We start from the raw sequence: 11,979 nt of genomic DNA, 5'->3' as shown, positions 1-11,979 counted from the left end.
CTTTTGTTGGTATCAGTACAGTATGCGCCCTTCAGCGACAAGTGCCATCAGTCGGAAGAACCAAATCCGCCGGCCCGGTCGCGGTCGTTCCCCGTATCCTGATCGGCCGTTAAATATGGCATGAAAATTCCCTGCCCAATTCGATCTCCCTGGTGCAGGACCACGTCCCGTACGCCAAAGTTCACCAAAGCAAAGAAAATTTCACCTTCGTTGCTGGGGTTGTTGTAATAATCAGCATCGACAATGCCCACCCCATTAGGCAGGATCAGCCCCCGCTTGATCGGGTTGCTGGATCGATTGGCCAGCATCAGATACTCGTCGTCGCCCATGTAAGCCTTGATCCCCGTGGGGACTAAATATGGCTTCAGTACCTCTTCAGCCCGCTCATAATCGCGATCAGTCAACGGATGCTCATTCCGAATCAGCCGAAACAACCGAACAAAATTCATCCGCCACACCGTCGGCAGCAAGAAATCCTCTGCCACGGTAAAATCATATCCCGCCGAATGCCGCGTCGCCCGCTGAGGCAAAGCCAACCCCGCCTCCGCAAACCGACTTACCACGGCAAAACCGCGTTTTTTTTCCATGTTCATCCCTCTTTATCAATCACTCTGAAACTGGCCGTCATTGTCCATGTCTAGTGTACGTAGTGCCAATGCGTAGCAATCGGAGGCTGAGGGGGCTCAGTGGTGGAAACCACACGGTGGCTTGCCGCCGATGTGGTTAGGCGACTTTGAGACCGCGGTTTTTGCGGGCTCAAAGCGCCGTCACCACGTTCCAGCCCCCTCAGCCGGAGATTGCGAAGCATTGGCACGGCAGCCAACGACGTATCAAGTTCCATTGTCTCATTCTACCATCGCAGGCAGGATACTTGCACTCCAGCCGTTCCTCCGGTACATTGAATTTAGAAAAACATACAAGGAGGGGACTATTGTGCACTTTATCGAAGAACCCGGCCGCTTTTTTACCAACGACCTGCAAGGTGACCTCATGGCCGAGCTCACCTACCAGCCCAGTGAAGACGGCAAAGTCTGGGTGATCGACCACACCTTCGTCCGCGGCGACCAGCGCGGCAAAGGGATCGCCAAAGAACTGCTGGATACCGCGGTGCAAGCGGCTCGGGACCGCAGTATCAAGGTCAAACCGCTTTGCACTTACGCCCGCACTCAATTCATGAAACATCCGGAAGCTTACGCTGATGTAAAAGCTTAGCCCCGGGTAAGACGAAAGGCACCGCCCGGGCCACATGGTCCAAGGCGGTGCCTTTGCTCATACCCGTAATTGCCTCTTAATCGTTATCAGGCAGTTCAGCGGCATAATAGACTTCGGAAACATCATCATTGTCTTCCAAAGCATCAATCATATCTTGGAATTTCTCCAGCTTATCGTCCGGGATCGGCGTCATGTTCTGGGGAATCATGGTCAATTCAGCATCAGCCAATTTGTAGCCTTGCTTCTCCAGCGCGTCGCGAACCGCCGTGAAGTCCTTCGGGTTGGTATAAATCTCATACGCATCATCAGACGTTTGCAGGTCATCACCGCCAGCGTCCATGACATCTTCCAACACTTGGTCCTCATCGGCATCGGTCGTGGACCGGTCAATTACGATGTAGCCCTTGCGATCAAACAGATAGGAAACAGAACCAGACGCACCCAGAGCGCCGCCATGCCGGGTAAAGGCGACCCGGACATCGGAAGCAGTCCGGTTCTTGTTGTCGGTCAAAGCCTCGACCAAAACCGGCACACCGCCCGGTGCATACCCTTCGTAAGTCACTTCATCATAGTGCGTCTCATCGTTGCCGGCCGCTTTATCCAAGGCCCGCTTGATATTATCCTTGGGCATATTGGCTGCCCGGGCTTTATCCATGACTAAGCGTAGAGAGGGGTTGCCGCTGGGGTCAGGACCTCCGCTCTTTGCAGCCATAAATAACTCACGGGAGAGTTTTTGGAAGATTTTGCCGCGTTTGGCATCTTGGGCGTTTTTCCGTCCTTGAATGTTATGCCATTTGGAATGTCCTGACATTCTATATTTCCTTCTTTCGTGTAATTGGTAAAAAAGTCACGCAAACACAATAGATAATACCAAAAAGCAGGCGGCAATTCAATATTTCGTCTGAAAGCGTACAATATTATACGAAGGAAGTGACCCTCCGGTGCAGTTAACACAGCTTTATAACCTGCTCTATGATACTTATGGCGACCAGGGTTGGTGGCCTGGCCGCAGCGATTGGGAAATCCTGTTTGGCAGCGTATTGATTCAAAATACCAATTGGCGCAATGTTGACCAGGCCATTGCAGCGCTGACCCAAGCCACTGGCATGATCCCGCACCAAATGCGGACGCTGTCCACGGACCAGCTGCAGGATTTGATCCGCCCGGCTGGATTTTTCACCCGCAAGGCGCAAACGATTCAGAACTTGCTGACCTGGCTGGCAGCAGCCAACGATGATTTAGCCCGGCTGCGGCGCACCCCTCCCCAGCAGTTGCGGACCAGTCTGGTGGCGCTCAGCGGGATCGGCGATGAAACGGCCGACGACATCCTCTTATATGTGCTGAGTGTCCCTACCGTCATCATCGATAAATACACCCGGCGCTTTTTTAACCGGTTCGAGATCATGCTGCCGGCCAGTTACTTAGCTGCCCAAAAGGCCGTGGCCGATCAATTACCGAATTTCACCCTGCGCGGCCTGCAAAACTTCCACGCCCTGATCGTGGCTGTGGAAAAGGAAAAATATACAAAATCCCAATGGCAAGATTTACCAATGAGTCAGTACCGTTTAGAATGGAACCAATCCTAAAAAGCGAGGTCACAAGTTTGGACAAACAAGAATTGCTGGCGCAGTTTCCTGCGCTGGCCCCGTATGCCGCTGAGACACCCACGTTTTGGGCCAATCCCCACTATGGTGCGCCGCGTGATGACGCCGCCAGTCTGCGCGAAGCCGACGTCTTTGACGCCGGTACCCGCTGGCGCCGGTTCGCGCCGTATTTGGCGGAAGTCTTCCCCGAAACCGCGGCGGCCGGCGGGATCATTGAATCCCCCATTTACCGCCTGCCGCATTTAGAAAACCAGATCAGCCAGGATACTGGGACTGCCTTTCCCGGCAAGCTTTATATGAAAGCCGACAGTGAACTGCCAGTGTCTGGCTCCATCAAATCCCGAGGCGGCATTTATGAAGTACTGAAATTCGCGGAAACCATCGCGATGCGCGAAGGCGATTTAGCCTACACCGATGATTACCGGATTTTGAACAGTCCCCGCTACAAGCAGATGTTTTCCAAGTACGGGATCGCTGTTGGTTCCACCGGCAATCTGGGCCTGAGCATTGGCCTGATGGCCTCGACCCTAGGCTTTCAAACTACCGTCCACATGTCCGCCGATGCCCGCCAGTGGAAGAAGGATAAACTCCGAGCCAATGGCGTCACCGTGGTGGAATATGACGCAGACTTCACGACTGCGATCACCGCCGGACGGAAAAAAGCCGAAAGCGAGCCAAATACGTACTTCATTGACGACGAAGGCTCCACCGATCTGTTCCTGGGATATGCCGTAGCAGCAATTCGGCTGGGCAAACAATTAAAGGATGCCGGCATCAAGCTGGATGCCGACCACCCCGTCTTTGTTTATCTGCCGGCCGGCGTCGGCGGTTCCCCTGGCGGCGTCACCTTTGGTTTGAAGACCGTCCTAGGGGCCAATATCCATGGCATCTTCGCGGAACCGACCCACATGCCGTCGGTCACGATCGGGATGATCAGCGGACTGCAGGAAAAAATCGACGTCTACGATTTAGGCATCGACGGAAAAACAGCCGCCGACGGTTTAGCTGTGCCCCGCCCATCCCGCTTAGCCGGCCGGGTCATGGACACCCTGCTCTTAGGCAGCTGCACCTTCCCAGATGACGATATGATGCGCTGGACCGCTCGTTTGGCCGAGCAGGAACACCATAATGTCGAACCATCCGGCGCGGGCGGCTTGGCCATTTTGGAACGTTCCTTCCCTGCTCTGGCCAAACTCGGCTACCCGGTGGAAAATGCCACCCATATCATTTGGGCCACCGGCGGCAGCATGGTCCCCGCTGCGGAGATGGCTGACTACATTAAGACCGGCGATCAGTTGCTGGCGGAGTGAAGGCAGTCACCCCCACTGTCAGCGTCTTTTGTGTAACCTGCGTGGCGGTCGCCCCGAAGAGCCGATCAATCAGCGCTTGAAACGCCTGCTGGTGCGCGGCGCTCAGTAGTGGCGGCAGTTCTTCGGTGAGATAGTCACGGTCGATTTCTTCCGTATACTGATAGTTGAATGATGTTTGCCGTTGGGCCCAGCCGGCCTGGCGGCTTTTTTGCTGCCACTGTGCCAGCGGCTGTTCGGTTTCACTCACGTAATGGGCTTTAAGTTCAGGGAACGCGCGGATAAACTGGTCAAATATCAAGTCGGTTCGGCCGCTCACCCGACTGAGGACAAAGGTGCCAGCAGGCGCCAGCAGCCGGGCCAGCCGGGGCATGTCGGCAGGCGTTAAAAATGGTGCCATATGGGCAAAAATCACTTCATACTGCTGGTCTCGCCGGGCAAATTCAGTCCAGGGCGCCCGGATCACGGTCTGAGCGTGCTGACCGGCCGCCTGGAGCGCCTGCTGGGCGTACTGGAGCATCTGGGCACTGATATCCATCAGGGTCAAAGTCTGGGCGTGCCGGGCCAGCATGGGCGAGAAACGGCCGCTGCCGCTGCCTAGATCCAGCACCCGACCAGCAGGCAGAATCTTCTCCGTCAGCAGCCAGTGGGCCATATCCGGTACCAAGGGCAGCCGGTCTGCTTGCTGCATGGCATAATACTCCGCCGCGAAGTCATCCCACGCGGCGGCTGTTTCACTGTCTCCAGAGTTGATGGTCTCAACCTTCTTTCCGCTTTTCTCTTCTCAGTATACTAAATGAGCACAGCATTCCCGCAGGAATACTGTGCTCATCGGCAATGCCTTAATTAATTATTCAACTGTCACACTCTTGGCCAAGTTCCGCGGCTTATCCACGTCCAGGCCCTTGCCTAACGCGGCATAATACGCAATCAGCTGGGCGGGTACGATCCCAACCAAAGCACTCAGCAGCGGGGCCACATCCGGCAGGACAATATTGTCTGTCGGCTGGGCGAGATGCTCACTGACGATGGTCATTGTGTGGGCGCCCCGGGCTTCGGTTTCTTGCAGATTACTGCGGGTGTGCGCAGCGGTGGCGTCATCGGTAATGAATGCCAAGACCGGAGTATCTTCTTCGATCAGGGCAATGGTACCGTGCTTCAGCTCGCCGGCGGCAAAGCCTTCCGTGTGGACGTAGGAGACCTCTTTGAGCTTCAGTGCGGCCTCCAAGCTCAGCGGATAGTCCTCACCCCGACCAATGTAAAACGCATGGGCTTGATTCGGGAAATACTGACCAACCAGATTCTTGATCTGGTCTTTTTCGTCCACCAGTGTTTGCATTCCAGCGGCAGCTAGACTTAACTCATGACGCAGGTTCAACGCTTTGGCGGCCGTCAGGTTGCGATGCAGCCCCAAGGCCTTGGCCAAGACCGCCTGCACCGCGATTTGAGCTGTATACGCCTTGGTAGACGCCACGGCGATTTCCGGACCGGCATGCAGCAGCATCGTGTAATCGGCTTCCCGGGACAGCGTCGACCCAGCAGTATTCGTCATGGTCAAAACTGGATAGCCCTGTTTCTTCACGTTGACCAGTACTTCCCGACTGTCTGCAGTTTCACCGCTTTGGGACAGCAGCAGGAAGAACGGATGGGCGGACAGCAGCGGCATGTGGTAGCCGAACTCGCTGGCCAAATGCACCTCAGTGGGCAGGCCGGCTACTTGTTCGAATAAGTAGCTGCCCACTAAGCCCGCATGGTAGCTGGTACCGGCGGCGACGATGTACAGCCGATCCGCTTGGTCGAGTGCTGTCAGCAAGTCCGCCGATACGGTCACACTGCCGTCGGCCGGTAAGTAAGCATCAACGATGCGGCGCATCACGGCCGGCTGTTCGTCAATCTCCTTAAGCATGTAATACGGGTAAGTTCCTTTAGAGATTTCACTGGCGTCAATGTTGGCCGTGAACGTATCGCGGTGGACAAAGTCGCCCGCCAAATCGGTGATGGTCAATTCATCCTGGTGCATGATCACGACGTCACCATCCTGCAGTGCCTTGAATTGTTTCGTCTGATCGATCATCGCCATGGCATCGGAGCCGACGTAGTAAGCACCCTCGCCGATGCCGACCAATAACGGTGATTTGTTTTTTGCCGCATACAGCGTGTTGGGATCTTCAGCATCCGCCAAGACAAATGCATAGGAGCCCTGCAGCAAATTCAAAGTCTTGTAAAAGGCAGCAGCCGGTGTTAATCCCTCGTCAGCCACGAACTTAGCCACCAATTGGACCACGACTTCGGTGTCGGTCTGTGATTTGAACGGCACCCCCGTCAAGTACTGGTCTTTTAACGCCGCGGCGTTAGTGATCACCCCGTTGTGAACCAAGTAAAAGCGCTCGTCTGCTGAGTATTGAGGGTGGGCATTGGCATCTGTCGGTGCACCGTTAGTCGCCCAGCGGGTGTGGCCGATACCCATCGTGCCTTCTACCGCCGGGGTCAGCTGGGCCTTTAAGGCGGCAATTTTACCTACTGTCTTCACCACATGCTGACCGTTGCGGGCGCTGTTGACAAAAATACCCGCTGAATCATAGCCGCGATACTCCAATTTTTGTAATCCATTAATTAAAATCTTTTGAACCGGTTTAGCACTGATCACACCGACGATTCCGCACATAATAAAACCTCCGCGACAATATAATTGGTGGGCTTGGTCTACCTATTTGGTATAGACAGGTATCCGGAACCAATCCCTTGTGTCTGCCAAGTATGTTATACGGGTTTATCCATTTAGTCAACAAAAAAATGCATTGGTATTCTCGGATGTCAGGTTTTGGTATATATGTCTATACCATTGTGTTCAGCCCGCCAGTATGCGAAAATACCGGCGAGGTGATTTTATGTCAGATGGAACTGCCATTGCCTTTCTTCAGGATCTGATCCGGATCCCCTCCGTCGGCGAACAGGAAGAAACTGTCGCCGAGCGGATTTGGGAATTCATTGAGGCTTCTGGGAAAGCACACTATTTTCATAAGCAGAGCATTCCTTACGCCGATGGGCGTGAGGAACTGGTGTTAGATGTCGGAAAGAATGCGGACGCTCCATTATTAGGCGTTTCCGGACATATGGATGTGGTCAAGGCGGGTAATGAAAAAGACTGGACCTACCCGCCCTTTGCGGCCACCATCAAGGATGGGCTGTTATACGGCCGCGGTGCCAGCGATATGAAATCGGGGTTAGCGGCACTGGTCGTGGCCTTGACGAATGTCGCCGGGACTAATTTGCCCAACCGGATTCGGTTCATGGGCACGACCAGTGAGGAAGTCGACAACGGCGGCGCAGCAAAGTTAGCCAAGCTGGGCTTCACCAAAGATCTTGATGCGCTGCTGGTTGCGGAACCGACCGGGTTCAAAACGATTTGGCACGGCGAAAAGGGAATCTTAGATTTCACCGCCCAAGTCAAAGGCAAGGCGGCTCACAGCTCCCAGCCGGAATTGGGTAAAAACGCCATCAATGATCTGCTGACACTGGCTGCACTCACAGCAGCCCAGGCGAAAGTCTTAACGGATAAAACAGACCCGCTGCTGGGCCACGCAACGTACAACCCCACCTTGATCGGCGGTGGCGTGCAGGTGAATATCATCCCTGAGTCTGGTTATTTCCGGGGAAATATTCGCTCCACCCCGACGGCCAATAATGACCAGTTCAGTCAGGCCCTGCAGACTGCAGTTCAAGAATCTAAGAAACAGGGCGTTGACGGATCGATTCACGTTGATTCGGCTTTGCCTGCGCTGGCCAGCGCGCCGGATAATCCGCTGATCAAACAACTCCAAGCCATTCTCCGCGCTAATGGGTATGATACTGCCGACGTCATCGGCGGACCCGCGATTTCCGATGCATCCGTGATGATTCCAAACGGGTTCCCCTTCGCGGTTTTCGGACCTGGGAATGACACCAACCACCAAGTCGATGAACATATCAAAGTGGCCGACTACTTAGCAGCCATTCACCTATACACCGATCTCTTCACCCATTTCGGTGCTGGGCTGATGGAACAACAAAATTAATGTAAGAGGTCGTTAAACGGGCGTATATGAAAAAGTGGCGCAACCCTCTAACATAAGGATTGCGCCACTGCTGTACTCGAATTATTTATTCGTGGCAGATCTCCTGCACTTTCGGTGACCAGGGTAAATAGTCCTGTAGGACCGTCAAGTCCCCGGGCACCGGCAAATTAGGTAATGCCGCAAACAAATAGTTCAAGTATTGACGAAGGTCGAGGTGATTTATCTCTGCAGTTTTGAGCACACTTAATAAGATGCCCGTCGCTACGGCGCCGCGTTTGCTCTGTGAGAAGAGCCAATTTTTGCGGCCCATCACCAGCTCTTTGACGGCTCGTTCGGCCCGGTTATTGGATAACTCCAACCGGCCGTCTTGGAGAACCGCCCGTAATCCTACTTCATGGCCCAGTGCGTATTCAACTGCGCGACCAAGTTTGGATTTCGGTAAGTAACTGTCACCCAATTCAAACAACCATTTGAAGAAGGCATCCATCTGCGGCTGGAGGTGTTCTTTACGCTGCGCAAGTCGCTCAGTTGCGGGCAGGCCACGCCATCCCTGTTCCAAGTGGAACATCTCATTACAGTATTGCCGACCAATGGGTGCCAATCCGGTATCACCACCGGTAACCGCTTCGTCGAACTTCCGCCGGACGTGCGCCCAGCAATAAACATTGGTCAGATCCGGCAACCGGGGATACACAGCATAGCCATCGGTCTGCAGGTATTTCGTATATCCCTTAAGGAAGCGCTCAGCTTCGCCGTACCCGCGGGTGTCGCCGTGGTCATACAGGATAATTTGATGCTCCGCAAACTTGCCTGAGGTGTAAACCCAGTAATAGGTCTTGGCCTTCTTGATGGCGAGCACCCGGTAGGGCGTCTCATCGGCGTGAATGATATCCTGGGCCAGCAGTTCTTGATGCATCAAATTGTAGAGCGGCCGCAGATATTCTTCGGCTGCCTTGATAGGCCAACCAGACAGGGCTTGCCGGGTAAAATCTGCGCCACGATTATGCCAGAGCTTTTCTTGCCGGTAATCCGGCACTTTATAGATAAATTTGGTCAAGATTGATTCGGTCACGACCGCATTTGAAGCCATACTGTGGGAGATCACGGGCTTCGGTACGTCTGCTTTCTTGGTGATTACCTTACCGTGGTCTTGTAAACACTGCTCGTTAGTGCAGACGTAAGTGTGCTGGTAAACAGTGGTGGCCAACAACTTAACGGGGACAAAGTCGACCTCTTTACGTACGGCTGTCCGCCCAATATCGGCCATCATCTTCCCACATCCTGGGCAAATCTGATCTTCAGTGTCTAAAGTATAGTCGCGAGTGTTTTGTGGTAATTGACTCAGGTCCATCGATTTTCGGTGAACCACTTTCTTAGGGCGTTTCTTGACTGGCTCGTCTTCGCCACTCGCCTTGGCGACCGCTGCTTGTTCTTCCTGGGTGAGCACGTGTTCGTTGAAGAGGTTGGTTTGCCCATCTGGCAAATTTTGGCTGGATTCGCGGCGACGACCATAGAGAACACGTTTCAATACGGCCAGCTGCTCCTGCATCTGTTGGTTTTCGTGGAGTAAATTTTGGACGATAGTCCGTAATTGCTCGGGGGTGGCATCTGCGAGTGCAATGCTATTTTTTGGGTCGACCAATGTGTGGCCCTCCTGAATTATTGATTATTGGATTATATCATTTATAGATCATAAAAAGGAAGAGGTAATACCAAATTTCATTTGGCATCCTCTTCCACATTTAATTGGTATATCCGACCCTGCGGTCATGAATGGTACGCCTCTCAATAATACTTAGACCAGTGATCAATCGTTTTAACTGGTAATGGCTTAGTCGTTGTACGTCGGACCGGTTGCGGGGCCATTGCAGGTGGCCGTTCTCGAACCGCTTGTAATAGAGGACGAAGCCGCTGCGATCCCAGTAAAGGGCCTTGAACCGGTCCCGCTGACTGCCGCAAAATAGGAATAGTGAGTGGTCGTACGGGACTTCGTTCTCACCATAGAGTTCCCGCAGTGAGGCAGCTAAACCGTCAATTCCTTTGCGGAGGTCAGTCTTGCCACAGATGATGTAGATGTTAAGTTCTTGGATATTGGGGAACATTACCAGTCAACTCCTGTAAGACGATGTGCCGAGTGCTCCGATCAGCACCATTATAAAAAATCACTTCGGCATCTTTGAGCTTGATTCGAGCAGCTATCTGGGGCTTCCCACCAGTGCTGGGTGTCCGATCTGTCATTTGAACCGGCACAATATCTTTAATTTGAACCATAAAAAGCCTCCTTGTGCACTTGATGACTCAAGCATACAAGGAGGCTACGGCGCGAACCATATACCCGTTTAACGACCGCTTACAAATTAATATTACGTAGACAAACAAAAAAACCGCCAATGGCGGTTTTTTCAGTCTGAATTCAATTATTCACCCATAACATTGCGGACAACATCGGCGATTTGATCAACGTATTGGCTGACCTTTTCTTCAGTCGGCGCTTCCGCCATGATCCGTAAAAGACTTTCTGTTCCGGAGGGCCGTACCAGCACCCGGCCATCGCCGGCCATTTCTTTCTCTACCGTATCAATGGTCGCCATGATTTCCGGGTGTTCCCGCCATTTGTTCTTGGCACTGGCCTGGACTTTAATATTCACAAGCTTTTGCGGATAGGTCTTTACCGGGGCAGCAAGTTCAGACAACGGTTTACCAGTCTGTTTCATCACATTCAGCAATTGCAGGGCCGTCAGCATACCGTCACCAGTATTATGGAAATCAAAAATAATAATGTGGCCGGACTGTTCGCCGCCCAGGTTGTAACCCCCCTCGCGCATCTTTTCCACGACGTGGCGGTCGCCCACTGGGGTCTGCTCAGAATGCATACCGGCCTTGTCCAGGGCCTTGTAGAGCCCAATATTGCTCATGACCGTCGTGACCACGGTATCCTTCTTCAAGCGGCCGCGCTGATCATAGTAGTTGCCCAAAATATACATGATCTTATCGCCATCAACGATATTGCCTTTTTCATCCACGGCAATCGCCCGATCGCCATCGCCATCAAAGGCGACCCCCATCTTAGCGTGCCGTTCGACGACGGTCTTGGCTAATAACTCAGGGTGGGTGGAGCCGACGTGATCGTTAATGTTCAAGCCATTGGGCTTCGTGGCGATCGTTGTGAAATCGACATCCACATCCGCGAACAACCGGCTGATCAGGGCCGACGTGGACCCATTGGCCCCGTCAAATACAGCGGGAATGCCATCCAACGCTTCCGAAACGGATTGTTCTAAGAATTGCAGATATTTCAATGCACCCTCTGGATAATCGGCAACAGTACCCAAACCCTTTGCTTCAGGCCGAGGTAAGGTATCTTCCGGTGCGTCCAGCAAGGCTTCAATCTCCTCTTCCGTTTCGTCAGATAATTTATACCCGTCCGGGCCAAAGAACTTGATGCCATTATCCGCCACCGGGTTGTGGGAGGCAGAAATCATGATCCCCGCGTTAGCATTCTGTACTCGGGTCAAATAGGCCACCGCCGGAGTCGTGATTACGTCCAGGTTAAGTACTTCAATCCCCACTGACAGCAAACCAGCGATCAGTGCATGTTCCAGCATTTCCCCGGAGATTCGAGTATCCCGGGCCACTAAAACCCGGGCGTGCGGCGCACCCTCAGCATCCTTTTCAGTCGCGTGCTGGGTCAGCACATAGCCGCCTGCCCGGCCTAGTTTAAATGCCAGCTCCGGACTTAATTCCCGGTTAGCGATTCCCCGAACCCCATCTGTCCCAAAGTACTTCGTTGTCATAGCCAAA

General features: G+C 53.4%; 12 protein-coding genes. 4 read left to right on the top strand and 8 right to left on the bottom strand.

Annotation, left to right across the window (positions count from 1 at the left end; genetic code table 11):
• Positions 1-47: 47 nt before the first annotated feature.
• Positions 48-587 (bottom strand): dCTP deaminase/dUTPase family protein, encoded by a 540-nt coding sequence (locus FMM01_RS01785; RefSeq protein ID WP_027829450.1) that lies wholly within the window; start codon positions 585-587, stop codon positions 48-50.
• Positions 588-933: 346 nt separating this feature from the next.
• On the opposite strand from FMM01_RS01785, the gene FMM01_RS01780 reads away from it, so the two are divergent.
• The gene (locus FMM01_RS01780) at positions 934-1,212 is read left to right on the top strand and encodes a GNAT family N-acetyltransferase (protein WP_027827469.1); all 279 of its coding nucleotides are present in this window, start codon (positions 934-936) and stop codon (positions 1,210-1,212) included.
• Positions 1,213-1,288: 76 nt separating this feature from the next.
• Here FMM01_RS01780 and FMM01_RS01775 read toward each other — a convergent pair whose 3' ends face one another.
• Entirely contained in the window at positions 1,289-2,023 is a 735-nt protein-coding gene (locus tag FMM01_RS01775) for a YebC/PmpR family DNA-binding transcriptional regulator (protein ID WP_027827470.1), read from the bottom strand.
• Between the two features lie 130 nt (positions 2,024-2,153).
• Here FMM01_RS01775 and FMM01_RS01770 point away from each other — a divergent pair, with 130 nt between their 5' ends.
• Together FMM01_RS01770 and FMM01_RS01765 are read left to right on the top strand one after the other, a co-directional pair.
• Entirely contained in the window at positions 2,154-2,798 is a 645-nt protein-coding gene (locus FMM01_RS01770) for an endonuclease III domain-containing protein (protein ID WP_190973428.1), read from the top strand.
• Positions 2,783-4,126, top strand: coding sequence for a D-serine ammonia-lyase (locus tag FMM01_RS01765; protein ID WP_063515280.1), 1,344 nt, complete (start codon positions 2,783-2,785; stop codon positions 4,124-4,126). Before FMM01_RS01770 ends, FMM01_RS01765 begins: the two co-directional genes overlap by 16 nt.
• Here the strand turns inward: FMM01_RS01765 and FMM01_RS01760 are convergent.
• Together FMM01_RS01760 and glmS are read right to left on the bottom strand one after the other, a co-directional pair.
• A complete protein-coding gene (locus FMM01_RS01760; RefSeq protein ID WP_150391515.1) occupies positions 4,095-4,814 on the bottom strand; it encodes a class I SAM-dependent methyltransferase in 720 nt (239 codons plus the stop codon). The genes FMM01_RS01765 and FMM01_RS01760 overlap by 32 nt on opposite strands.
• A gap of 159 nt (positions 4,815-4,973) precedes the next feature.
• Positions 4,974-6,788 (bottom strand): glutamine--fructose-6-phosphate transaminase (isomerizing), encoded by a 1,815-nt coding sequence (gene glmS, locus FMM01_RS01755; RefSeq protein ID WP_150391514.1) that lies wholly within the window; start codon positions 6,786-6,788, stop codon positions 4,974-4,976.
• 223 nt (positions 6,789-7,011) lie between these two features.
• Between glmS and FMM01_RS01750 the strand changes: the two genes are divergently transcribed.
• Positions 7,012-8,178 carry an ArgE/DapE family deacylase gene (locus FMM01_RS01750; RefSeq protein ID WP_051225078.1) on the top strand — a complete coding sequence of 389 codons (1,167 nt, stop codon included), beginning with the start codon at positions 7,012-7,014 and terminating at the stop codon, positions 8,176-8,178.
• Positions 8,179-8,263: 85 nt separating this feature from the next.
• Here the strand turns inward: FMM01_RS01750 and tnpC are convergent, their stop codons facing one another.
• From tnpC to glmM, 4 genes are all read right to left on the bottom strand, one after another.
• Positions 8,264-9,820, bottom strand: a complete 1,557-nt coding sequence (gene tnpC, locus FMM01_RS01745; protein WP_150391513.1) for an IS66 family transposase — start codon at positions 9,818-9,820, stop codon at positions 8,264-8,266.
• Positions 9,821-9,920: 100 nt separating this feature from the next.
• Positions 9,921-10,280, bottom strand: coding sequence for an IS66 family insertion sequence element accessory protein TnpB (gene tnpB / locus FMM01_RS01740; protein ID WP_057824131.1), 360 nt, complete (start codon positions 10,278-10,280; stop codon positions 9,921-9,923).
• The gene (locus FMM01_RS01735; protein ID WP_150391512.1) at positions 10,255-10,449 is read right to left on the bottom strand and encodes a hypothetical protein; all 195 of its coding nucleotides are present in this window, start codon (positions 10,447-10,449) and stop codon (positions 10,255-10,257) included. Before FMM01_RS01735 ends, tnpB begins: the two co-directional genes overlap by 26 nt.
• Positions 10,450-10,595: 146 nt before the next feature.
• Entirely contained in the window at positions 10,596-11,972 is a 1,377-nt protein-coding gene (gene glmM / locus FMM01_RS01730) for a phosphoglucosamine mutase (protein ID WP_150391511.1), read from the bottom strand.
• Between the last annotated feature and the right edge of the window lie 7 nt (positions 11,973-11,979).

The sequence above is a fragment of the Schleiferilactobacillus harbinensis genome, from assembly GCF_008694105.1.
GTDB classification, from domain to species: domain Bacteria; phylum Bacillota; class Bacilli; order Lactobacillales; family Lactobacillaceae; genus Schleiferilactobacillus; species Schleiferilactobacillus harbinensis.
This window is presented reverse-complemented; position numbering and strand designations above follow the sequence as displayed.